Annotated in this window: 20 protein-coding genes, 5 tRNA genes and 2 pseudogenes; 12 read left to right on the forward strand and 15 right to left on the reverse strand. The window is 63.9% G+C overall.

The window, feature by feature from the left end; all coding sequences use genetic code 11:
• Positions 1-4: 4 nt before the first annotated feature.
• Together I6E04_RS07110 and I6E04_RS07115 are read left to right on the forward strand one after the other, a co-directional pair.
• On the forward strand, positions 5-2230 hold the full coding sequence (locus I6E04_RS07110; protein ID WP_235422501.1) for a YhgE/Pip domain-containing protein: 2226 nt from the start codon (positions 5-7) through the stop codon (positions 2228-2230).
• Between the two features lie 139 nt (positions 2231-2369).
• A complete protein-coding gene (locus I6E04_RS07115) occupies positions 2370-3821 on the forward strand; it encodes a DHA2 family efflux MFS transporter permease subunit (RefSeq protein ID WP_235422502.1) in 1452 nt (483 codons plus the stop codon).
• Positions 3822-3854: 33 nt separating this feature from the next.
• Here the strand turns inward: I6E04_RS07115 and I6E04_RS07120 are convergent, their stop codons facing one another.
• The 6 genes and pseudogenes from I6E04_RS07120 to I6E04_RS07145 all read right to left on the reverse strand — a co-directional run bounded on the left by I6E04_RS07120 (position 3855) and on the right by I6E04_RS07145 (position 8086).
• Positions 3855-4709 (reverse strand): hypothetical protein, encoded by an 855-nt coding sequence (locus I6E04_RS07120; RefSeq protein ID WP_235422503.1) that lies wholly within the window; start codon positions 4707-4709, stop codon positions 3855-3857.
• Between the two features lie 77 nt (positions 4710-4786).
• A pseudogene (locus tag I6E04_RS07125) lies at positions 4787-5083 on the reverse strand (IS256 family transposase); the annotation flags it as partial.
• A 26-nt stretch (positions 5084-5109) separates the two neighbouring features.
• On the reverse strand, positions 5110-5919 hold the full coding sequence (locus tag I6E04_RS07130; protein WP_235422504.1) for an IS3 family transposase: 810 nt from the start codon (positions 5917-5919) through the stop codon (positions 5110-5112).
• A 5-nt stretch (positions 5920-5924) separates the two neighbouring features.
• Positions 5925-6212, reverse strand: coding sequence for a transposase (locus I6E04_RS07135; protein ID WP_235422505.1), 288 nt, complete (start codon positions 6210-6212; stop codon positions 5925-5927).
• A 168-nt stretch (positions 6213-6380) separates the two neighbouring features.
• Complete coding sequence (locus I6E04_RS07140; protein ID WP_235422506.1) at positions 6381-7289, reverse strand: ROK family protein; 909 nt, start codon at positions 7287-7289, stop codon at positions 6381-6383.
• A 26-nt stretch (positions 7290-7315) separates the two neighbouring features.
• Positions 7316-8086: a GntR family transcriptional regulator gene (locus I6E04_RS07145; RefSeq protein WP_235422507.1), complete on the reverse strand. Its 771-nt coding sequence runs from the start codon at positions 8084-8086 to the stop codon at positions 7316-7318.
• A 308-nt stretch (positions 8087-8394) separates the two neighbouring features.
• On the opposite strand from I6E04_RS07145, the gene I6E04_RS07150 reads away from it, so the two are divergent.
• The 5 genes from I6E04_RS07150 (at position 8395) to I6E04_RS07170 (ending at position 12393) form a co-directional block, all read left to right on the forward strand.
• On the forward strand, positions 8395-9795 hold the full coding sequence (locus I6E04_RS07150; RefSeq protein WP_235422508.1) for a glycoside hydrolase family 1 protein: 1401 nt from the start codon (positions 8395-8397) through the stop codon (positions 9793-9795).
• Positions 9796-9929: 134 nt separating this feature from the next.
• Entirely contained in the window at positions 9930-11312 is a 1383-nt protein-coding gene (locus I6E04_RS07155) for a PTS sugar transporter subunit IIC (protein WP_235422509.1), read from the forward strand.
• A gap of 85 nt (positions 11313-11397) precedes the next feature.
• Positions 11398-11772 carry a PTS sugar transporter subunit IIB gene (locus I6E04_RS07160; protein WP_328225577.1) on the forward strand — a complete coding sequence of 125 codons (375 nt, stop codon included), beginning with the start codon at positions 11398-11400 and terminating at the stop codon, positions 11770-11772.
• Positions 11773-11789: 17 nt separating this feature from the next.
• Positions 11790-12134 (forward strand): PTS lactose/cellobiose transporter subunit IIA, encoded by a 345-nt coding sequence (locus tag I6E04_RS07165; protein ID WP_235422510.1) that lies wholly within the window; start codon positions 11790-11792, stop codon positions 12132-12134.
• Positions 12135-12243: 109 nt separating this feature from the next.
• On the forward strand, positions 12244-12393 hold the full coding sequence (locus I6E04_RS07170; RefSeq protein WP_235422511.1) for a hypothetical protein: 150 nt from the start codon (positions 12244-12246) through the stop codon (positions 12391-12393).
• Between the two features lie 51 nt (positions 12394-12444).
• On the opposite strand, the gene istB is transcribed toward I6E04_RS07170, so the two are convergent.
• The 4 genes and pseudogenes from istB to I6E04_RS07185 all read right to left on the reverse strand — a co-directional run bounded on the left by istB (position 12445) and on the right by I6E04_RS07185 (position 14684).
• The gene (gene istB, locus I6E04_RS07175; protein WP_235422512.1) at positions 12445-13209 is read right to left on the reverse strand and encodes an IS21-like element helper ATPase IstB; all 765 of its coding nucleotides are present in this window, start codon (positions 13207-13209) and stop codon (positions 12445-12447) included.
• A 1-nt stretch (position 13210) separates the two neighbouring features.
• Positions 13211-13510 (reverse strand): hypothetical protein, encoded by a 300-nt coding sequence (locus I6E04_RS07180; protein WP_235422513.1) that lies wholly within the window; start codon positions 13508-13510, stop codon positions 13211-13213.
• A gap of 31 nt (positions 13511-13541) precedes the next feature.
• Positions 13542-13790: pseudogene (locus tag I6E04_RS09950) on the reverse strand (Mu transposase domain-containing protein); the annotation flags it as partial.
• A 42-nt stretch (positions 13791-13832) separates the two neighbouring features.
• Positions 13833-14684 carry a helix-turn-helix domain-containing protein gene (locus I6E04_RS07185; protein WP_235422514.1) on the reverse strand — a complete coding sequence of 284 codons (852 nt, stop codon included), beginning with the start codon at positions 14682-14684 and terminating at the stop codon, positions 13833-13835.
• 152 nt (positions 14685-14836) lie between these two features.
• Here I6E04_RS07185 and I6E04_RS07190 point away from each other — a divergent pair, with 152 nt between their 5' ends.
• Positions 14837-15073, forward strand: coding sequence for an ATP-binding cassette domain-containing protein (locus I6E04_RS07190; RefSeq protein ID WP_235422515.1), 237 nt, complete (start codon positions 14837-14839; stop codon positions 15071-15073).
• A gap of 236 nt (positions 15074-15309) precedes the next feature.
• Here the strand turns inward: I6E04_RS07190 and I6E04_RS07195 are convergent, their stop codons facing one another.
• From I6E04_RS07195 to I6E04_RS07205, 3 genes are all read right to left on the reverse strand, one after another.
• A complete protein-coding gene (locus I6E04_RS07195; RefSeq protein WP_235422553.1) occupies positions 15310-16170 on the reverse strand; it encodes an Abi family protein in 861 nt (286 codons plus the stop codon).
• Positions 16171-16559: 389 nt separating this feature from the next.
• Positions 16560-16634, reverse strand: a tRNA-Val gene (locus I6E04_RS07200).
• A gap of 154 nt (positions 16635-16788) precedes the next feature.
• On the reverse strand, positions 16789-17712 hold the full coding sequence (locus I6E04_RS07205) for a putative ABC transporter permease (RefSeq protein WP_235422516.1): 924 nt from the start codon (positions 17710-17712) through the stop codon (positions 16789-16791).
• Positions 17713-17832: 120 nt separating this feature from the next.
• On the opposite strand from I6E04_RS07205, the gene I6E04_RS07210 reads away from it, so the two are divergent.
• The 4 genes from I6E04_RS07210 (at position 17833) to I6E04_RS07225 (ending at position 18428) form a co-directional block, all read left to right on the forward strand.
• Positions 17833-17908, forward strand: a tRNA-Gly gene (locus I6E04_RS07210).
• Between the two features lie 44 nt (positions 17909-17952).
• Positions 17953-18026: transfer RNA gene (locus I6E04_RS07215), tRNA-Cys, on the forward strand.
• A gap of 208 nt (positions 18027-18234) precedes the next feature.
• Positions 18235-18310: transfer RNA gene (locus I6E04_RS07220), tRNA-Gly, on the forward strand.
• Between the two features lie 44 nt (positions 18311-18354).
• Positions 18355-18428: transfer RNA gene (locus I6E04_RS07225), tRNA-Cys, on the forward strand.
• 540 nt (positions 18429-18968) lie between these two features.
• On the opposite strand, the gene I6E04_RS07230 is transcribed toward I6E04_RS07225, so the two are convergent.
• The gene (locus tag I6E04_RS07230; RefSeq protein WP_235422517.1) at positions 18969-19712 is read right to left on the reverse strand and encodes an anti-sigma factor antagonist; all 744 of its coding nucleotides are present in this window, start codon (positions 19710-19712) and stop codon (positions 18969-18971) included.
• A 116-nt stretch (positions 19713-19828) separates the two neighbouring features.
• The gene (locus I6E04_RS07235) at positions 19829-22159 is read right to left on the reverse strand and encodes a SpoIIE family protein phosphatase (RefSeq protein ID WP_235422518.1); all 2331 of its coding nucleotides are present in this window, start codon (positions 22157-22159) and stop codon (positions 19829-19831) included.
• Positions 22160-22166 lie beyond the last annotated feature (7 nt).

Raw genomic sequence — 22166 nt, forward strand, 5'->3', positions numbered from 1 at the left:
CGCCATGCGCCCTATCGTCTCGTTCATCCGTCGCGACGTGCGACACGCGCTTGCCAACGCCATCGGCATCGTGGTGATCGTCGGCATCGTCGCCGTACCGTCCTTCTATGCATGGTTCAACATCGCGGGCAGCTGGGACCCGTACGGCGACACGAAGAACCTGCGCGTCGCCGTCGTCAACGAGGACGCCGGCTACACCGGCGAGCTGATCCCCGTCACGCTCGACCTCGGCGAGCGCGTGGTCACGAATCTGATGAAGTCGGACTCCATCGGCTACACCCCCGCCACGCGAGAGGACGCCCTCGAGGGGGTGCGCTCCGGGGAATACTATGCCGCCGTGGTGATTCCCGAGGACTTCTCCGCTTGCCTGCTCAGCGGTTTTTCGGAAGATCCCCGGCAAGCGCAGGTGGCCTTCTACCAGAACCAGAAGGCCAACGCCATCGCCGAGATCGTCACCGACAAGGCCTCCGCCGCCATCCAGCACGACATCGACGAAGGGTTCGCCCGCACGGCGACCGACGTGGGCGCCGGGGCCCTCGACGAGCTGTGCCGCCTGCTCGATGACGACAGAATCGCCTCGGTGGCGGCTCGCTTGGATCTGGCACTGACGACGGCGACGGATACGCTCGACGACACCGCCCAGACGGCGCGGTCGTTTTCCGATGTGCTCGCATCGTCGCAAAACGTGATTACCGCGAGCTCGAACTCGCTCGACGCCGCCTGCGCGCCGATGCAGGACCTCACCGATGCCTGCACGCAAAGCGCCGACGGCCTGCGCGGCCTCGGGGACGCGCTCGACGACGCCGTCGAGGCGACGGGCAGCGCCTTCGCACAGGGCAGCGCAGGCATGGACGATGTCGATGCAGCCATCGACCGCGCCTTCGACACCGCCGACGGTCAGGCCGGCAAGCTCTCCTCGGCGCTCGGCGAGGCCAAGGATGCGGTCGATCGACAGCTGGATTTCCTCCGGCAGCTCTCCGATGCCCTCGCCGGCAGCGATACCCTCGTGAAGAGCTTCGAGGAACACGGGGCGACGCCGGAGCAGACCGCCCGCATCCACGAGGTGAGCTTGACGATCGAGGGCATCGGTGATCGTGTGGACCAAGCGATCGCCGAACTCGAGGACCTCTCACAGGCTCTCGGGAAGACCGCCGACGACATCGCACGGACCACGGCGGACGCCGGAGACGCCCGCGACGAGCTGCACGCGATGGTCGCGGACGCCCGGGAGAGCCTTGCCGGCGCGAAGACGACCTACGACGCCTCGCTGCACGATACGCTCGACGAGCTTGCCGACAGCATCGATGAAGCGGTATCGGGCGTGGACACGACGATGCAAGGACTGGCCGACACCATGGCGTCGGTCTCCGACGGAGCCGGCACGGCGACCGAGGGGCTTGGCAGCGCCCGCTTATCGCTCGACGACGCCGCGCAGACGCTCGATGGCACCGCCGACGGGCTCCGGGACCTCCGGCAGCAGCTCGAGGATGCCCTCGCGGCAAACGACCTGGACCGCATCCGCACCATCCTCACCTCGAGCCCGGACGCGATCGCCTCGTTTATCGCGACACCGATCGAGATGGAGCGCCATGCCGTCTTCCCCGTCGACAACAACGGCTCCGCCATGACGCCGTTCTACACCACTCTGGCCATCTGGATCGGGGGCGTGGTGATCGCGGCGCTCGTCAAGGCGACGCCGAGCGAACGCGCGCTCACCCGGACGGGCTGCTCTCGAACGCAAGCCTATATCGGACGCCTCGCGCTGTTCTGCGCTCTCGGCGCCGCCCAGACACTGCTCATCTGCGGCGGCGACCTGTGGTACCTGGGCGTCCAATGCGCCCATCCCGGCCTGTTCGTGCTCGCGGGGCTCCTCTCGTCGTTCGTGTTCGTGAACATCATCTTCGCGCTCACCGCATCGTTCGGCGATGTGGGCAAAGCCGTGGCGGTCGTGCTCATGGTCGTGCAGGTGGCGGGCGCCGGCGGCACGTTCCCGCAGCAGATGTTGCCACCCTTCTTCCAAGCGATCTATCCCTGGCTGCCGTTCGTGCACGCCGAGGGCGCGCTGCGTGCCGCGATGTTCGGCCTGTACGGAGGCGATTTTTTGATCGAGCTCGGCATGCTGGTGCTCTATCTGATTCCGGCTTGGCTGCTGGGCCTCGTGCTGCGACGCCCTGTGATCCGCGCCAACGAGCGCCTCGAGCACGCCCTCGAATCGACCCGCATCATGTAAGAGGACGCGACGCGCACCGCCTTCATCCTGCCACCGTCGAACGCGCCCCATGGTACCCGGCCCCGACGTGCCGAACGGGTTTGACCTGGCCACGTTTTGCCGGTAGCGTGGTAGCAGGAGACATTGCGCGGGAGGCGACATGGAGCGGACAAGGCACGGTAGCAACACGGTATCCGATCGAGAGCCCGGCGCGCTCGCCATCCTCGGCCCCGGCTATCTCGTCGCCATCGCCTGCGGCGTGCTCATGCCCGTCATCGACTCGACCCTCGTCTCGGTGGGCATGGACACCCTCGTCGAGGCGTTCGGGTCGGACACCATCACCATGCAATGGGTGAGCACGTCCTACCTGCTCGCGCTGGCGGCTGTCGTACCCATCACGAGCTGGGCGCTCATACGTTGGAGCGGCAGGCGTCTGTGGCTCGGCTGCCTCGTGCTGTTCGTCATCTCGTCGGCCTGCTGCGCGGCGAGCACGACGGCGGCTGCGCTGATCGGCTTCCGCGCGGTCCAGGGCATCGCCGCGGGCATGATCCTCCCCCTCACGCAAACCCTGCCGGTCATGGAAGCACGGCGCGTCGGCGTGACCCGCACCGCCGGCATCGTCGCCACCATCTCGCTGCCGATCTCGCTCGGCCCGGTGCTCGGCCCCGCGGTCGGCGGCATCATCCTGAACTCGCTGTCCTGGCACTGGCTCTTCCTGGTGAATATCCCGCTCGGCATCCTCGCCATCCTGCTCGCCCTGCGCTTCATACCGAAAAGCGCCGGCAGTACCGAACAGACGGAGCAACTCGACCTCGCCGGCCTCGCCCTCATCGCGATCGGCCTCGTGCTCGTGTTGCTCGGCTTGGCGAATATCGCAAGCCAGCCCGCAAGCGTGCTGGTCGATGTCGCCCTCCCCATCGTCGCCGGTATGGTCTTGATCGCGATCTTCTGCCGGCATACGCTCCGCCGCACCGAAAGCCCGCTCGTGAACATCCGTCTGCTCACGCTGCCCGCCTCACGCGCCGCGAGCATCGCGTCGTTCTTCTTCGGCGTGTGCCTCTACGCGGCGCAGTTCGTATTGCCGCTCTGGTGGCAGCAGATGCACGGCGCCACCGTCTTCGAGACAGGCGAGTACATGATGGCGCAGGGCATCGGCGTGCTTGTGAGCCGTATCTTCGTGCGGCATATCATCGACCGCTTCGGCGACCGAGCGGTGTCGGTGACGGCGTTCGTACTGCTCGCCGCCACCACGCTGCCGTTCTGCGTCGCCCATGACGCGCCGACGGTCCCGCTCACCGCCCTGCTGTTCGTGCGCGGACTCGCCCAGGGAACGGTCAATATCCCCATCAACTCGGCCGTCTACGTCGGACTCTCCCCCGAGCAGGTGCCGCACGGCACCATCCTCGTGCGCACCATGCAGCAAGTCGGCTCCTCGTTCGGCACCGCGATCGTCGCCATGGCGCTGCAGTCGATCTCGCTTGCCACGGGTGGCTCCGGAGACCAAAGCACCCCGGAGGGCTTCGTCGGCGCCATCTGCGTGCTCGCGGGCGCCGCCGCCGTCGGCGCCATCGTCTCCTGCATGCTGCCCGAACGCGAGGACGAGGGCGCGTAGGCACCTGCAACGCCGGCGCACCGCAGGCAATCCCTAACCGATCGTCAGCGATTCGTCGGGCAGCGTCGCGTGGCCGATCTCCTCGCCGGTCCCGGCATCGATGACCGTGACGTCGAAATGCCAGTCCGTTACCCCGTCGAGTGCCTGAAGCGTTATGCACATGCCCGGGATGCCCATGAACGCCTTGCCCGTGAGCACCGGCTTGTCCAGCAAGGCGGGCGCGATGGCGATGGTCATGCCCGTGCGGTCGTCGGCGATCTTAAGCGAGGCGACCTCGTCGGACTCCCGCAGCGACGTCACGTAGCCCTCGAGGCTGTCCTCGATATCCGATCGATAGTCCTCAAGCTGCCCGCCGGTAAAGACGAGCACCACGTCGTCTCCGTCCGCACGCGCTTCGAGAGCCGGGTCGGGGTCATCGGCGAAATCCGCCACCAGATCATCGGCCGTCTGATTCATGAAGGTGAGCATCGACGCCGTGAGGCGGACCTCGTGAACCTCATCGAGCGACGCGTAGAAATCGACCGTTGTCTCCCAGTTATACACGTCAATGGGAAATGAACTCTCCTCGTCAGGGAAACCGATCCACTTGAGCACGATATCCGCGCCGACTTCGGGAAGCTCGTCGACGCCCCGTCCCGAGAAGCTCGCCTGTCCCTCCTCGCCTTCCGCAAAGGTGCCCCAGCCAACCGTCACGTCATCGAGCGGCTCCAGGATGCGCACCTCGGCGGTCTGCGCCTCATCGTCTACCGAGAGCACCCGCGCGCGTTCGCAATGTCCAACCGCATCGCCTCCAGTGCTCTGTTGCGAGGTGCAAGCGACTATATAAACCAGCAGGCCGACCAGACTCAGAACAGCTAGCAGGATGGATGCGGCAAGACGGCGGTTCATGCGACCTCCCATCGATGCAGGCGCTTCGGATGAGGACTTGGCTCGATTGTAGACTATAGGACAAAATGTGTATCCGGCTAGTCCCAGTCCATCCGGTAGGGCTCCGAGGAATGCAGCTCCGACTGCACGATCGCGTCACCCCACCTGAGGATGGCGCCCTCCAGCCTCTCCCGCTCGCCCATACGCCCGTAGACCTCGGCGATGGAGCGGTCCGTCGGCATGGCGCGCAGGACCTCCGCCGGCGGCGGCGGGTCCGGTGAGTGCATGTAGCACCACCAGAAGATCGCCTTGACCCTCCGCTCGATCGAGAGCCCCCTGTGCTCCCTGAGCATGGCTCTGAGCTGGGCGTTCACCCCGCCCTCGATGCTGTTGTGATATGGCAACACTTTTTTGGACAGGGCTACGAGAGGACCAGGCCCGCCTCCCTGAACCCCGCCGGCGTCATGTAGCCGAGCGTCGAGTGCAGCCTGCAGTTGTCGTACCAGTCCACCCGGTCGAAGAGCTCCGTCCTCAGCCGGTCCTCCGAGGCGAAGGCCCGCCCGCGCACCAGCTCGCGCCTGAGCACCCTGTTCGTCGACTCCACCACCGCGTTGTCGTAGGGGTTGCCGGGGCGCGACACCGACCTCCGTATGCCGAAGGCGTCGAGCATGGCGCCGACCTCGCCGTTGCAGAACTCCGGCCCCCTGTCGCTGTGGAAGACCTCGATGTCGGTGAGCGGGAACGCCACGTTCGAGAAGGCGGCCTTGACCAGCCGCGCGTCCTTGCGCCGGCCGCACGAGCAGCCGACTATCTCGCGGCTGCAGGGGTCGACGAGCAGGCGCACGTAGGCGAGGTCGGCCGCGACGTGGGTGCGCGGCGCGTGGCCGTCGAAGGGCCTCGCCGGGACGTTCTCCGCCGAAGGCGGCCGGACGGGGCGGTCGCCGCCCCTCGGCGCGCGGCCGGAGCACGCGCTCGAGAGGCCGTTCCCCCTCATGATCCGGCATATCCTGCGCCTCGACGCGACGATGCCGGACCTCTCGAGGGCGACCTTCGGCCTCCTCGCGCCGTACCCGCCGCGCGACGCCTCGAACGCGCCGAGCACGTCGGGCTCGATCGGGTCGGGCGCCTTCGGGCGCGGCGGGCGCGCGAGCATCCGGTAGTACGTCGAGCGGGGCACGCCCGGGATCCTGCGCTGCGCTGATGCCGGGTAGCGGCGGGCGTTGGCCGCCATCGCCGTCACCTTCGTGCGAACATCGGCGCCGCTTGTTTTAGCGCATCGACCTCCATCCTGAGGCGGGCGTCCTCCCGCTCCAGCTCGATGGGGCGGTCCTGCTCGGGCGTCCGGTTGTCCGCGGCGGCGGTGGAGCCGCACGCGTGCACGCGGCGGATCCAGCGGTCGAGCGTCGACTTGCCGAGGTCGCACTCGCGCATCACCTCGGCACGGGGCTTGCCGGAGCCCACCAGAGCGACTATCTGCCTCCTGAACTCCTCGGTGAACTGCCCGGGGTGCTTCGGACCCCGCATGGGGCCTCCCTTCCTCGAGGGGCCCTCGGACTCTCATCGATGTGTCCAATTAAGTATAGCCACATCAGCCATATCAGCCAATCCAAGGAAAGACCCAAAAAGAGACAGGCCTCTTTTTGGGTCAGTTTTACCCTATGTGACGCTATGTATTTCTATAATGCGCGCATGTCAGCGCGATTGCTCCATGGCGAGGAAGTGCTCGTAGGCGCCGATGAGGTTGGCATCGTTGAAGAACCGACACGCCACGATATCCGTATCGGGGAATGCGTTGTCAAACGCGGCGTTGAAGCGCCGGTGTGCGTCCCTCACGCCCTCCACGAAGAGCGGGTTCTGGCTGATGCCGCCGCCAAGGCAGACGCGCTCGGGGTCGAGCCAGCACTGGATGTTGTGAATCTGAAGGGCAATCTCGTCGCACACCCGATGGAACACGCCGGCGACGACCTCGTCCCCGTCCTCGAGCCAGCCGAAGAGCTGCCGTCCGTCGCAGCCGTCGATTCCCTTTGCTCGGGCGACGCGCTCGCATAGGGATTTTGTCGAGCAGGCGGACGACCAAAGACGGTCGTTTGCAATGGGGTCGCAGACCCTCTCGGGCCAGGAGGTGAGGACCTTCGAGGCCTCCCCCGCAAAGAGGTGCGCTCCCCGCAGGACCTTGCCGTCGATGACCACACCGCCGCCGATGCCCGTCCCAAAGACAAGAACCACGCCGCAGTTAACGCCCTGGAGGTTACCGCGGGAGAACTCAGCGATTGCCGAGCAGCGCGCGTCGTTCTCTACCTCGATCGTGAGACCGAGGCGCCGCTCCCACTCCGTCACGTCGACGTCGTAGTTGTAGAGCAGTGCGCCGCCCGTTCGGATGTACTTTCGGCGTGCGTCGATCTCTCCCGGCATGGAGAGGGCCAGGCCCTCGACGTCACCTATGCGGGCGAGGATGCCCTCGATGGCCTCGAGGAACGGCTCGGGGTCGTGACTCTCCCCGTCGGGGGTGGGCACCTTCCCCTTGCCCTCGAGGCCCGGTCCGCACATGGTGCAGTACTTGATCGCGGAGCCGCCTACGTCGAGAACCGCCAGCTTCTTCATGTCCTTCTCCTGTCCCTGCCTGCTGCCTATATGACGTTCACGTCGCGCAGCTCGGAGCGCATGCCGTTGCTGCGTGCGACGGAGAACTCGAAGGGCGTTCCGTCGTCGAGGAAGCCGACCTGGGAGATCTCGAGCAGGGGGGCGCCCGCGTCGAGCCGCAGGCGCCCGGCCTCCTCCTCGGTCGCGCCCACGGCGCGGATGATGCGGTGGAAGCTCGAGATCTTGAGCCCGAGCGTATCCTGGACGAACGAGTAGACGGAGTGGTAGAGCTGGTCGCGCTTGAGGCCGGGCGTTACGTCGATCGGCATGTAGGTGTACTCAATCGTAATTGGGTCGTCCTCAAGGCAGCGCACCCGGCAGAAGTAGTAGGTGAAGTCGTCGGGGGAGATGCTCAGGTGCCGCGCGACGCTCTCGGGCGGGTTCGTGACCGAGAAGTCGTAGACGACCGAGCTCACGCTCCTCCCGCGCGCGCTGTGCGAGGCGGTGAAGCCGATCGGCTGGTCGGACCTGGTGAACCCGAACGTGTCCTCCCGCGTGCCGTCCTCGCCCACGAGCAGCGGGTCGACGGCCCCCGTGTCGAAGAGCTCCGTGGTGTTCTTCACGTAGGTGCCCGACCCGCGCTTGCTCGCGATGAGGCCCCTCTCGGTGAGGATCTCGAAGGCGCGCTTGACGGTGATCTTGCTCACGCCGTAGCGGTCGCAGAGGTCCACGACCGTCGGTAGCTTGTCGTTGGGCGCGAGGGCGCCGTCCTCGATGCGGCTCTGGATGTCCTGGGCAATCGTCTCGTACTTGAGCATGGCGGCTCCCCTCGTGCTTCCCGCGGTCCTCGACGCGCTCCGCGAACGGTCTTGTTTCGCCCGCGAGCGGTTTGATTTTGCGGCCAGGCAAGAGGGCGCGGGTTCGTGCGCATTGCGCCCCGTCGGGCTGGTCGGCTGCAAAACCCCAGCTCATCGACGTGGTTCTCGTCTGACGTAATCCATTATCTTCCTTTGTCCTCGTCTTTGTCGGCAAAAAATCCGATACATAGAGAAAATAAAAGCGCTACAATTTAATCAACAAAGCGCGACAAAGAGCCGCGCAGGACGAGCGAGGAAAAGGAGGCATCATGGCAGAACTGACCTTGCCCAAGGACTTCTTCTTCGGTGCGGCGATGTCCGGTCCGCAGACGGAGGGAGGCTGGAACGTAGGCGGCAAGCTCGAGAACCTCTGGGACACCTGGTCCAACGAGGACATCGGGGCGTTCCACAACCGCGTGGGCTCCTACGTGGGCAACGATTTCATGCACCGGTACCAGGAGGACCTTGCCATCCTCAAGGGGCTCGGGCTCGACAGCTTCCGCACGTCGATCCAGTGGAGCCGTCTGCTCGACGCGGACGGCAACGTCAACCCCGAGGGCGCGGCGTGGTATCACGAGCTCTTCCGCGCGGCGCGCGAGGCGGGGCTCGAGCCCTTCGTGACCCTCTACCACTTTGACCTCCCCACCTACCTCTTCCGCCGCGGCGGCTGGGAGAGCCGCGAGACCTGCGAGGCGTACGCGAACTACGTCGAGAAGGCGCTCCACGAGTTCGGCAAGGAGGTCCGGTACTGGTTCACGTTCAACGAGCCGAGCGTCGAGCCCGAGAACCGCTACTGGCACGGTGGCTGGTACCCGCAGCACCACAGCTTCCGCGAGGCCGTGGTGGCGCAGTACAACATCTCGATCGCGCACGCGCTCGGCGTCGCCCGCTACCGCGCGGCGCGCGAGGAGGGCGCGCTCCGTCTGGACGCGCGCATTGGCATCGTGTGCAACTTCAGCCCCTCCTACACCAAGGAGGACCCGAGCGAGGCCGACCTCGAGGCGCTGCGCATGAACGACGGCCTCACCACGCGCTGGTGGCTCGACCTCGCGACCAAGGGTAGCCTGCCCGCGGACGTGCTCGAGACCCTTGCCCGCCTCGGGACGCCCGTCCCGGCGCGCCCCGGCGACGAGGAGGTCCTGCGCTTGGGCGTCGTGGACTGGCTCGGCTGCAACTACTACCAGCCCTGCCGCGTGCAGGCGCCGAGCCGCGACCGCGACGAGTGGGGCAACCCGCTCTTCGCCGAGCCCTACGTCTGGCCCGAGCGCGTCATGAACGAGAGCCGCGGCTGGGAGATCTACCCCAAGGGCATCTACGACTTCGGCATGAAGTGCCGTGACGAGTACCCCGACCTCGAGTGGTTCGTGTCCGAGAACGGCATCGGTATCGAGGGCGAGTATCTCAACCGCGACGAGAGCGGCCAGATCCAGGACGACTATCGTGTCGACTTCGTGCGCGACCACCTCTCCTGGATCGCCCGCGCAATCAACGACGGTGCCAAGTGCCGCGGCTACCACTACTGGGGCCTCATTGACAACTGGTCCTGGGCAAACGCCTTCAAGAACCGCTATGGCTTCGTCGAGGTCGACCTCATGGAGAACTACGAGCGCAGACCCAAGAAATCAGCCGCTTGGCTCAAGGAGGTCACCACGACGCACGCGGTGAAGTAGGTCCTTGGTCCGGATTGGGAGGAACGGTCCCGGGCTCCCTCCCCCCTGGTTCGGTCATCGGATACGCGCCTCCCTGGAGGGGGAGCGCGATGGTACGACTAATGTTTCCAACAGTTCAGTTAGGAGTGAAAGACATGGCCAACGGACAAAGCTTCCTCGACAAGTTCGCGGAAGTCTCCGCCAAGGTCGGCAACCAGGTGCACTTGCGCAGCCTGCGCGATGGCTTCGCCACCATCATGCCGATCTTCATCCTTGCCGGCATCGCCGCATTGCTCAACAACGTGGTCTTCACGTTCCTGTGGAGCGCGGACCCGAGCAACCCCGGGCTCTTCCCGAACGCCGATGTGCTCGCCACGGCCCAGTACTGGGGCAGCTCGCTCACGCAGGGTGCGCTCTCCATCTCAGCCATCCTGCTATGCGCTATGGTGGGCTACAGCCTCGCGAACAACAAGCGCTTCGACAATCCCGTCTCATGCGTAGTGGTGGCGCTCGCGGTCTTCTTCATCATGATGCCGCAGACGGTGGCTGCCAACCTTGCTACGTCATCGCCGCTCTACGTGGCCGAAGAGGTGACCACCGCTCAGGTCTCGAGCGCGTTCATCACCAACTACACGGGTACCAACGGCATGTTCACCGGCATCATCATCGGCCTGTTTGCGCCCACGCTCTTCATTAAGGTCTCGGGTGTCGAGAAGCTGCGCATCAAGATGCCCGAAGGCGTGCCGCCCGCGGTCGAGAAGTCCTTCAATGTCCTGATTCCGATGCTGCTTACCCTGGGCGCCTTCGGCGTGCTCTCGATGGTTCTCTACGCAGGCTTCAAGACTGACGTCACTGCTCTCATTAACACCTTCATCCAGACCCCGCTGCGAGCCCTCACCACCAACCCGATCGGCCTCGTGGTGATCTACTCGCTCGGTATGTTCCTGTTCACCCTCGGCATCCACCAGTCCACCATCAACGGCGTGCTCGTCGAGCCCGTCCTCACGGTCGTGCTCGTCGAGGCCACGAGTGTATACAGCTCCGGCGGCATCGACGCGGTCATCGCCCGTCCGGACCTGTGGCTCAACATGAACACCATCAACGTCTACGCGCTCTTGGGCGGTTCGGGCTGTACGCTGGCGCTGCTCATCGCAACGTTCATCTGGGGCAAGTGGCGCCCCTCCCGCGAGGTGGCCAAGCTCGGCATCCTACCTGCCCTCTTCAACATCAATGAGCCGGTCATCTACGGCTACCCGGTCGTGTTCAACATCCCGCTCATGGTTCCGTTTGTGCTCAACACCATCATCGGCATCCTCGTCGGCTACTTTGCCACGGTCATCGGCCTCGTCAACCCCACCTGCATCCAGGTGCCCTGGACCACGCCAATCATTGTCTCGGGCATCCTGTCCACGGGTGGTGATATCCGCGCGAGCATTCTCCAGATCGTGCTGCTGGTAATCTTCACGCTGATCTACCTGCCCTTCATGAAGGCATCGGAGACCGCGCAGCGCAAGCAGTTCGAGATAGCTCAGGAGTAGTCGCGTAGTTCCCCCTGCTCTCTGCGGACGGGCCATACCAGCTTGTCCGCGGAGGGACCCCCGGGAGGTGTCCCGAGGGGGTCCCATGTCAAGAAGCGGTGACCGTCATCTGGCGGTCGTCGGATGCAAGGACCGGTATGCCGGTCGGAAAGGACAGATCATGAAGATTATGCTGTGCTGCAACGCGGGCATGTCCACGAGCTTGCTCGTCCAGAAGATGCAGAAGGAGGTTGCGGCTCGCGGTGAGGAGGTCGCAATCGAGGCGCGCCCGATGAACGAGGCCATGGACCACATCAACGAGGCCGACGTCATCCTCCTTGGACCTCAGATTGGCTACGCGAAGGGCGATTTCGAGAAGGCCGTCGAGGGGCGTATCCCCGTCGCCGTCATCCCGATGGTCGACTACGGTCGCATGGATGCCGCCAAGATTCTCGATGACGTCAAGAAGATGCTCGGCTAGTCAGCAAGGAGGCTGAGATGGAAGACATGAACGAGCTCGAGCAGATCTGCTTCGAGATGATCAGCTGCGTGGGCGCCGCCAAGTCCTGCTACGTCAACTCGATCGCCAAGGCCAAGGAGGGCGACTTTGCCACGGCGGCTGAGCTAGTCAAGCAGGGTGACGAGGCATACAACGGAGGCCATGGGGTGCACATGAAGCTGCTTCAGGCCGAGGCGTCCGGCGAGGGCAAGGAGACGCTGCCGCTGCTCCTCCTCCACGCCGAGGATCAGATGGCGAGTGCCGAGACCTGCAAGCTCATGGCGCTGAACTTCGCCGACACCTATCGTGAGCTGCTCTCCCTTAAGGAGAAGCTCAACGCGTAGACGCAGCGGGGCGTGACTGACGGGCCGGGGTCGCCGAAGACGGTGCCCCGGCCTATTTCTGTCTGGTAGCCTTTGGCAGGGCGATCCGTTTCCCTGATCGGGGGCCGCCATGGACTTTGCGAATGTCGACAAGCGCCTGCTCTCGCTCGCCGGCGCCACCAAGGCGCTTCACGAGAAGTGGGGCTCGATGGTGTACTGGGTGGGTGGCCGGCAGTTTGCCTGCGAGCTCACGGTCGCGCTGTATATGTCAACTCAATAACGGGCCGCATCCCGCTTTAAAAACGGGCCGCCCTCCTTGCCGTCTCGCTGCTTAGTCCATCATCTTGTTTGCCCTCTCTATCCACTCCTTCGTCTCGATCACTCGGTAGCTTTCCCCCGTCATGTCCACGACGTGGACCTTGTGCGCGATGCGGTCGACGATGACGCCCGTGAGGACCGGGTCGTCGAACACCTCGTCCCACCGGTCAAACATCAGGTTGGTCGTGATGATGGTCGAGCCCTTGCCGTTGCGGCTCGACAACAGGTTGAACAAGACCTCGCCGCATTCGCGGTTGAACGAGCAGTAGCCCAAATCGTCCAATATCACTAGGTCATATCGCTCGAAGCCCTTCTTGTAGGCCGTGAGCTGGTTCAGGCTCATCGCCTCCTTCATCTCTATCACGAGGTTCGGCACGTTGATGAAGGCGACCGTGCGCCCCTCCTCGCAGGCCTTGGTCCCGAGCGCCACCGCCAGGGCGGTCTTCCCGACGCCTGGGTTCCCCACGAGGACGACGTTCGACCCGTCGTCGAGGAACGCCATGGTTTCAAGTATGCGGGCCTCGCGCCTCACTTCGGGAGATAGGTGGGTATCGACGAACATCTCGAAGCGCATCTGGAACGGGAAATGGGCGCGGGACATGCGGCGGCGGATCCCGTTGAGCCTGCGCGTCTCGCACTCGCGGGACAGGAGCTCGGACAGCGCCTCGACCGTGCCCCACCCCTCGGCGGCGGCCTCTTCGAGGAACGGGTCGATGGAATTTCTTATATAGGTGCATTTCAGGCGCTCGGCCATCGCCTCGATCTGGGCCGTCTGCATCCTAGGCCACGCTCCTTCCCACGGCGCCGATGAGCTTTATCTGCGCCAGCGCCTTCTCGGCGATGGCATCGCGGCCGCTTCCCGGGCGCGCGCCGGCCGAGGGGGCCCCTCGCCGCCGCAGCGCCTCGATGCATGCGCCGATCGGGGCGTCTTCGCATGCCAGCATGATGCTCGCGAACTCACGAGGGCGGCCGGCGTACATCTCGTCGAACACCGCTTTGAGCTCGGAATGCGCGGCTAGCGCCGTCGAGTTGGCCAGGGCACCGGGTTTGCGCAGGAACGTGTGGAGGTAATGGCGCACATCGAGGACCATGGCCCCGGGGCTCGAGCGACCTGGCGTGCCGGGCGACGACCTCGCCGCCCGGCACGCACACGATCTCAGTGGGATACGCCTTCACCAGCACCCGCTTGCCGACATGGCAATCGGGCACCGAGTACTGCGAGCCGCCGACGGTGACGCACGAGTACTTGTCGACGGCCGAGGCGGGCCTCATGTCGGCCACCTCGTAGGGCGGCCGGTAGGGCGTGAGCGCTGCGCGCTCTTCGTCTACGGGCTTGTCGGCGTTGAGCCTGGAGAGCACCGCGTCGAGATGCCCCTGGGCCTCCCTCAGCGAGGCGAACTCCTATGCGGCCACGAACGCCGCGTTGCGCACCGCCTTCACGGCGTTCTCCACGCTGCCCTTCTCGTTGCCCTCGCGAGCATTGGTGGTGACCACGCGGAAGCCGTAGTAGGCCGCCAGGGCCATCAGGTTCCCGTTGAGGAGCTTCTCGCCGCGCCCGACGAACTTGGCGACGACGTTGCGCATGTTGTCGTAGACGCCTTCCTCGAAGCACCCTCCCATGCGCTCGAAGAAGCGCACCTGCGAGTCTGCGAAGGCGTCGAAGCGCTGGTGGGGATACAGGAAGGCGAAGCGGTACCCTGATGCGGGCGCTGTCATCACAGCCATGAAGACCTTGGTGAACTTGCCCGCGATATAGAGACGCGCCTCCCCGAAGTCGTATTCAAAACGCTGGCCGTACCGATAGCTCTGCGCCACGAAGGCTTCGGGCGCGGCATGGCGTCTGGCATCGATCTTCCTGGACACCGTGGTAAGCCCGATATCAAACCCCTCGCCGCGCATGAGCGCGTGGATCTGGGCCTTGGTGAGCTGCTGCTTGCCCGTGCGCAGCTTCTTGCGCTTCTCCTCCTCGGCTGCGAGAATCGCATCGAGGAATTCGTCCATCTCGGCATTCCATTTACGGGGCGGCGAATTCCTCTTTTTGTATGCCGGCGCGGCGACAATGGACTCGGCGGCTTCACGGACGGCATCGCGCGAGCTGCCGTGCGCGAGTATCTCCGCCTGCGCCGTCTTGTATTGCGCCACGTACTTATCGACCGTCTTGCGGTTGAGACCCAGCTTGGCTGCTATGCTGCGGTTTGACTCACCCATCAGGTGCATCTGGATGATTTCCATCTTGCCTTTCAAGTTGACCATCTCCCAATCACCTCCGACGCACAGCATACGTCGGAGCGGGGCGGCCCGTTTTTAAAGCGGGATGCAGCCCGTTATTAAACTAACGTCTACAGTTCTCCGCGTCGGGGCTCTGCGACGTCTCGGCACGACTCCCGGAGGGTGATGCTTCGCCCGTGGGGCCTGCAGGGTCGCTCCTCTCGGGCGGGGAGCGACAGCGAGCGGCCATCGCCCGCGCCCTGCTGCGCGGCGCCGACGTGCTACTCCTAGACGAGCCGTTGACCGGTCTCGACCCCGCCGCCAAGGCCTCGCTGCGCAACCTGCTCTCCCGCCTTGCGCGCAATCGTCTCGTCGTCGTAGTGGACCACGAGGGGCTCTTCGACGATGTCGCCAACCAAGTGATCGATTTATAGCTTCCCTGGTCTATACAATCGTCATGCCACACGACGCATGTATGGGAATCCAAAACCCGTGAGCTACGCCGGCTAGGAACCCATAGGCACGACCCAAAATCACCCGCCGGTCGTTCTTCAAGTCACCGCATGGCATCCAACATCAATTAGGGCCCCATAAACAACTAGAGCCAGTCCCCGAGAGGACCGGCCCTTACAAAACCTCGAAGGTTTTTGCATCTGCGTACATCATGGCATCAGCCTCGTGCCACGTCAAGAACCCTTGCAAGAAACGCAAGATGAGACACGAGAGGGTTCTGCGTCCCATAGCGCGCGATCGCGTCGTCCATCAGGGGACGGAGGCCAGCGACCGCGTCAAGCGCCGCCGGCGAGGCATATTCGCCCGCAAGCATGTCATGCAGTGCCGCGGTGGTCACGAGCTGTTGCGTGCGACGGTTGCGCAATCTGGCTCGACGGCCCTTGCTGTTGCGGATGCCGTGGGCGTTCAGCCACTCGAGCGCGACCCCCGAGGTTGCGTGCCTCGTCTCGCGCTCGGGCACGAAGCCGTTGCACAGGCAGCCCGCATGGCTCGCACAGTTACGAACGGCCTTCACATCCTTAAGAGCGTAGTGAATCTCCCGCCTCCCCACCTCCTCCCAGCGCTCAACGCAAAAGAGGTAAAAGGCGAGCAGCGTCCCGAACGGTACCACTTCCAGCAGAACCCATACAGGCATGGCATCCCGGTAATGGTCGATCAGCGATCCCGCGTACTCGTCCGCCTGGGAACGCGATACGAGATCGCGTCTCAACCCCTCGCGGAAGCCGCGCGGTAGGGAGGACACGAAGTCGGCGACAATCCCGTAGCCATCCTCCCCGCGCTCAGCGGCATCGGACACGAGCCATGCCCTGACCGCGCGCTCGACATCCTTCGCCATGAGGCGAAACGTCTCGCGGGGAACGTCATCGAGAGAGCTCACGTCCAAGAGGTCCCCGAAGTCGAGGCTCACGAACTTCCCGGCGTCGGGGCCGTCCTCATGACGCTGGAAAAGCACCCGGTAGGCGGAGAGGTGCAGGTAGGTCTCGACACTCGAAAGAATCTCGAGCGCGCTCCTCCGCACAGCGCTCAAACGTGACGCCCTTGCCCCTGAGCAAATCAATCTGCTGCTCAGGAGTCGTTATGGGCTTGAGGGGTAGCGCGTCATGCACGCCGTCACCCATACCCCAAGCTGTGAGTTTCTTAGCATCATCCATCATGCAAGCAATTCTACCCTACGACCGGAAACTGAAGAGTCCGGCTCCCGAATCACATGGGCCGAATAATGGTTAGATGATTATGGGATATTGGTGGCACTATATCGGCACCTTGAGGTGCCGATACTCAAGTCCATGCATAACTTGACATTCCATATCGTCCGGTGAATCCGAGCGAATTTGGACAGAAGGTTGGACAGCTATTTGGACAAAACGAAAACAGGTCAGAGACCATAGCCTCTGACCTGCGAAAGTTTGGTGGGCGTTACAAGATTTGAACTTGTGACCTCTTCCGTGTCAGGGAAGCGCTCTCCCCCTGAGCTAAACGCCCGTTCAGGGTGCGCTCTTCAGCGCAGGTGATAATATACCGAACCTCCGCGCGCCTGTAAAGCGGAAATTTGAAAAAGTTTGGATTTGATGCGCCAAGCTGCGAGTATTGTTGCAAAAATCGCAGCTCGGATATGTCATGAACAACATCTGGGGCCTTAGCGCGGCGATGGAGGAAGGCCTGCCCCGATACGCATGTTCTCGAACTTCCTCGCCATGAAGGCATCGCCGAAATGCGCGTCGACGTACGCATCGAACGGACCGCTCGCCGGCATGTCGTGGGCGCGTTCGGCGGCCCGATAGAAGCACGCGAGCGTCATCGCGATGTCGAGTGCCAGGAACGCACCGAGCACGCCGACGATCACCTTCTGTTGGCGCGTGTCGGGTTCACCGATCCGATAGATCAATTCGGGCATGATGAGCTTGCACCACACGAGGCCCACCACGCCCCACATGATAAGGAAGCGCACCGCCACCCATTGGGTGATGTGATCGGGAAGACCGAGGTACGTCCAGGACTGGGCATCGGCGAAGTGAGCCATGCTCCACCCCGCCGCCTGTTCGAGCGTGCCTCCCAATACCGCGGACAACAGGAAAACCTGCCACCAGGCACGATCGCGCACCGACCAGAGGCACACCGTGAGCAGCACCGCGCCGACGCCGTACAGCGGCGAGAACGGTCCCCAGACCAGTCCCACACGGCTCTCGACGATACCGAACACGACGAACGTGTAAACCGTCTCGAGCACGAGCCCCAGCACCGATGCGATCAGGAAGATCACGATGAGCTGATAGATTGCAGGCGGATGGGCCTCCAGGTACTGATTGCGGAAGAAACGCTTGGTATCGCGCAGGAACCGTCGCTGTTCCCGCGCGAGCAGCGCACGGCGGCGGCGCTTGCCGAAGCGCGTGTGCTCGGACCATGTCGCGCCTGCGAACACGCCGGAATCGATCAGGCCCTCCGACAGCAGCCGATCGAACTCCTTTCCCGAGCCGTGCGCGTCGTGATGCCGCTGGACGAGCCATAATGCGGCCCGCACGAGCAGGAACACCAGAAGGATGAATACGACGACACGAAACACAGGTTGCCTTTCGGGATATGGGATCGACGGCACAGCGCAGTACGACATTGTAGCGCGTCGAACTTTTTTGAAAATTCCCTTGCGCGCGTGGGCAAAATCGCGTATATTACTTTCTCGCAAGCGGACATGGCTCAGTTGGTAGAGCACAACCTTGCCAAGGTTGGGGTCGCGGGTTCGAGCCCCGTTGTCCGCTCCATCGCATGCAGGGAGCCGGTTTTCCAATCGGCTCTTTTCATATACGGCGACGTGGCCAAGCGGTAAGGCAGAGGCCTGCAAAGCCTTTACCCCCGGTTCGAATCCGGGCGTCGCCTCCATAGGATCTCAAAGGGCCCCGGCGACGGGGCCCTATCTTTTGTCGGGGACCGGGTCCGGGCCGTAGTCACGAGAAAAACCGCCAGACGTGATTTCGCATGCCACGTGGCCCGAACACACCACCTCGATCCGAGCGGCTTTGAACAACATGTGCAGAGCGTGATTTCCCTTGCGCGCGTGGGCAAAATCGCGTATATTACTTTCTCGCAAGCGGACATGGCTCAGTTGGTAGAGCACAACCTTGCCAAGGTTGGGGTCGCGGGTTCGAGCCCCGTTGTCCGCTCCATCGCATGCAGGGAGCCGGTTTTCCAATCGGCTCTTTTCATATACGGCGACGTGGCCAAGCGGTAAGGCAGAGGCCTGCAAAGCCTTTACCCCCGGTTCGAATCCGGGCGTCGCCTCCATAGGATCTCAAAGGGCCCCGGCGACGGGGCCCTATCTTTTGTCGGGGACCGGGTCCGGGCGGCGGCCACATGGAAAGAAGCCAGGCGTACTATCACATACGGAGAACTTTCCTAACACGAAAACGTTCGTCCCGCCGCGCGGTTACAAAACATCGCGTTTTCTAGTTAATCGAGCGACCCCTGGCCCATTATGCATAGCGTTTGATATTGTCTAACATCAGCACCTCTGAACGCTACACAATCTGATTATGCTTTACATTATGAAATGCATACGCATATCGCGCCCATCGCATCACAGTAACGAACTTCGCCTTCACGGATGCCAAATCAAACTAGAAACTATGCCATTTTGTAACCGAAGCTCAAGTTGAGCGTTGCCGACCGGAAAACTTGCCCTATACCGTGAATAAAAGCACCTTGGAGCCGTCCAGATATGAATACCGACCAATCCAGATAGGTCAGGATGGCCGACCGGCCACGCAAACGCCCATACGTCGCATAACTCGCGATGAAAACGAGTCGACCGGTCCAAAATCGGCATCAAGCCGCCTGCGGCGCGCCCATCAGCTTGATCAGGCGTACGAGCGTCCCAGTCGTATCGCGACGACGGCGAACTTCCACGCTATCGACGAGCATGCGCATGAGCCTGATGCCGCGCCCACGCTCCTCGCTCGCCACCGGCTGCTCGTCAGCGGCGATCTCGTATCCGGCACCATGGTCGCGAACCTCTATGACAACCCGGTCGGGATACGCGATGACCATCATCGTACAGCCCGCCGCATTGTCGGCGTGATCATATGCATTGGACAGCGCCTCCCCCACCGCCAACGCCATATCGAACCGATCGCTTTGGCTGAGCGGCAGCGTCGCCATCAAATCCGACACGCGATGGCGGTAATAACCCAGATTCTCCACACCCTCACGCACTGACACGCTCTTGCTCCATAGCGGCATGGTATCGGGCTTCAGGACGGGCACGGGAGGGCGCACCGCCGCCGTCACGTGCAACACATCGACCAAACGGGCGATCTGGATGGTACGGGTCACGTCGGGTGAGGTGTTGACGAGCGACAGCATTCCGCCGAGCTGGGCGATCCGGCGGGCACGTGACAGCAAACAGGCGAATCCCGACGAATCGATGTAGGTCACATCCTGGCAGTTGACCAAAATGCGCCGAACGCCCGAGGCGAGCAGCGCATCGATCTGATCGCGCAGCGAACCCACCGTCGCGATATCGATATCGCGCGCGGGTGCGATCACGGCTATGTCGTTCCACTCGTTCATACGGTCATGGTTCCCCGTTCGCGACCGGCTAATCATGCGCAGCGGCAAGCGGCAGCACGCCTCCGCGCACGTCCGTCGAAGCATGCCGTCGCTTCGCCATGACCACCGCCTCCGCCCTAGACATCGAAGCGCAACGCCACCATGGCGATGTCGTCATCGAGCGCGGAACCGGTGAACTCGTCGAGCTGGCCGAGCACGCTCGCGCACAGCCCCCGCACGCCCGTCGCCGATTCATGCAGCAGCAGGTCGAACAGGCGCCGCTCGCCGAAGAACTCGCCGCGGGCATCGCGCGCCTCGATCGCGCCATCGGTGTACATGAACAGGATGTCACCCGGGCCGAACGAGAACACGCCGCTCTCGTATACCATCGACTCGAACGCGCCGACCACGCCCGACTGCACGGACAGCAGCTCCATCTCGCCCGGCGTCGGCTCCCCATCCGCATCCGGTGATCCGGGGTGGATCAGGACCGTCGGCGGATGTCCGGCCGAGCAGTACGTCGCCACATGCGAGCGCAGATCGATCTTCGCGACGAACATGGTCGCGAAGGTCTCGACGCGAGAGAAGCTCATCAACATGCTGTTCAGCGACCTCACCATGTGCTGCGGGCTCGCGCCCTCCCATGCGTACGCCGTCAGCGCCGTCTTGACCAGCGCCGACATCGATGCCGCCTCGACGCCCTTGCCCGACACGTCGCCCAAGACCATGACGGCGCGATCGTCGGGCAGACGGATGAGGGTGTAAAAATCCCCGCCCACCATCGCCTGCCGGGTCGCCGAGGAGTACAGCGCGTCGGTGGTGATGCCGGGAACGCTCCCCAAGTCGTTGCGCATGCCGACCTGAAGCGTCTGGGCGATCCGGCGCTCGGAGTTCGTCCGCTGCATGCCCTGACACATGATCTCGAAATCGTGTGCAAGGCGAACGAGGTAGTCGTATTCGAGATTGTCGATGGGCTCCTGCGTGCTATCGCGCAGCAGCAGCACCATGTGCGGGATGTCGGACCAAGGACCATCGTCTTCCGCGGAATCATCGCCGTCCGTCTCGACCGCAGCGAAGGTCCGCCGCAGATCCATGAACACGCCCTGGCTCGGCAGGCCGCGCGAGGCGAGCCACTCCCCCGCCCACGTCGCCGCATCGACGCGGACCAAACGGACCGTCTTGAGGTCCTCGGGCGAGCAGGACCAGGCGCCCTGTGCGTGCACGAGCGGAATCCGATCCGTCGGATCGACGCGCGCGGCGGGAGCGGTCGTCGAGAAGAACATCTCCTCGACGGTGCCGGGCAGGCACACCCGACTGCCGCCCTCGAAATCGAGGACGTAGCAATGCCGTTGGCGGTCGGGCACGATCGAGCAGATGCGACACTGCAGCGCGCGGTGCACCTCCTCGGTCATCTCGCGCCACACCGTGGCACGGTCGAGATTCTGCGCGAACACGAACTCACGCGCCCGGTTGAGCGAACGCGTGAGCTCCTCGGTGCGCTGCGACCGCAAGCTGCTCACCAGGCCGACGAGTTCGATGGACAGGTAGTCGCAGATGACCTCCAGCACGCGCGCATCGAGGGAGCGCGGCAGGCGGGGGCGCTTCCACCCCAGCTCGAGGATACCGAGGACCTGCGTGCCGAAAAACACCGGAACCGCGATCAGCGTGCGGTACGGCGGCATGTTCTCGACGCGCAGGCGCGTGCTCGCATGCGTCTCGACATCGTAGAAGACGCTCGACTCGACACCACGTCCATAGGATGAGGGAACGATAGCCAGGCTGCATGCCCGCTGCTCATGAAGAACGTAGGTCGGGATACCAGCGCCGTACGGGATGAACTCGGGAACGTAATCGGTCGCCAAGCCGTAGCTGATGCCGCGCAGCTTGAAGCCGCCGTTTTCCGAGAAGTACATGGACGAGCCGTCGGCATCGAGCGTCTCGACCAGCTTGTTGAGAACGGCGTCGAGTAGCGACGGAAGGTCCTTGGATCCCGCCGCCGTCATGATGACCGACAGCGTGCCCGAAAGCCTTCTGTTGACCGCCTGGAGCTCCGCGAACAGGCGCTGCGTCTGCCGGTCGTGGGCGTACTGCTCCTCGAGGCTCCGCACGACCACGAGCACGCGCTTGCCGCCATGGGAGAAGAGCCCGAACACGCGCGACGAGACCTCGGATGCGCGCGCGGAAACGGGGATGAACGACCCCTCGGGCAGCTTGAGCATGCACGTCGCCGCCTCGCCGTCGAGCGTGAAGGGGAACCCATGCGACGGCGCGCGTTCGAAATCGCCACTGTACATCAGGTCCTTGATGTCCTGACCGACCAAGCGCTTCCGATCCTCGGAGGCGAGCGCGAGCATCTGCTCGTTGACATGCAGGATGGTGCCGTCTTGGTCGCAGAGCGCCACGGCGTCGCTGGTCAGCTCGACCAAGCGTGCGACCTCGGTGAATTCGCCTTTATCCCGTGACTCCATCGGATAC

Source organism: Collinsella tanakaei (assembly GCF_021531055.1).
GTDB lineage: Bacteria > Actinomycetota > Coriobacteriia > Coriobacteriales > Coriobacteriaceae > Collinsella > Collinsella tanakaei_B.

Coding starts and splice junctions, on each gene's coding strand:
- I6E04_RS07110 (WP_235422501.1), top strand. CDS start 5: ATGCGCCCTATCGTCTCGTTCATCCGTCGCGACGTGCGACACGCGCTT.
- I6E04_RS07115 (WP_235422502.1), top strand. CDS start 2,370: ATGGAGCGGACAAGGCACGGTAGCAACACGGTATCCGATCGAGAGCCC.
- I6E04_RS07120 (WP_235422503.1), bottom strand. CDS start 4,709: ATGAACCGCCGTCTTGCCGCATCCATCCTGCTAGCTGTTCTGAGTCTG.
- I6E04_RS07130 (WP_235422504.1), bottom strand. CDS start 5,919: ATGGCGGCCAACGCCCGCCGCTACCCGGCATCAGCGCAGCGCAGGATC.
- I6E04_RS07135 (WP_235422505.1), bottom strand. CDS start 6,212: ATGCGGGGTCCGAAGCACCCCGGGCAGTTCACCGAGGAGTTCAGGAGG.
- I6E04_RS07140 (WP_235422506.1), bottom strand. CDS start 7,289: ATGAAGAAGCTGGCGGTTCTCGACGTAGGCGGCTCCGCGATCAAGTAC.
- I6E04_RS07145 (WP_235422507.1), bottom strand. CDS start 8,086: ATGCTCAAGTACGAGACGATTGCCCAGGACATCCAGAGCCGCATCGAG.
- I6E04_RS07150 (WP_235422508.1), top strand. CDS start 8,395: ATGGCAGAACTGACCTTGCCCAAGGACTTCTTCTTCGGTGCGGCGATG.
- I6E04_RS07155 (WP_235422509.1), top strand. CDS start 9,930: ATGGCCAACGGACAAAGCTTCCTCGACAAGTTCGCGGAAGTCTCCGCC.
- I6E04_RS07160 (WP_328225577.1), top strand. CDS start 11,398: ATGTCAAGAAGCGGTGACCGTCATCTGGCGGTCGTCGGATGCAAGGAC.
- I6E04_RS07165 (WP_235422510.1), top strand. CDS start 11,790: ATGGAAGACATGAACGAGCTCGAGCAGATCTGCTTCGAGATGATCAGC.
- I6E04_RS07170 (WP_235422511.1), top strand. CDS start 12,244: ATGGACTTTGCGAATGTCGACAAGCGCCTGCTCTCGCTCGCCGGCGCC.
- istB (WP_235422512.1), bottom strand. CDS start 13,209: ATGCAGACGGCCCAGATCGAGGCGATGGCCGAGCGCCTGAAATGCACC.
- I6E04_RS07185 (WP_235422514.1), bottom strand. CDS start 14,684: ATGGTCAACTTGAAAGGCAAGATGGAAATCATCCAGATGCACCTGATG.
- I6E04_RS07230 (WP_235422517.1), bottom strand. CDS start 19,712: ATGAACGAGTGGAACGACATAGCCGTGATCGCACCCGCGCGCGATATC.
- I6E04_RS07235 (WP_235422518.1), bottom strand. CDS start 22,159: ATGGAGTCACGGGATAAAGGCGAATTCACCGAGGTCGCACGCTTGGTC.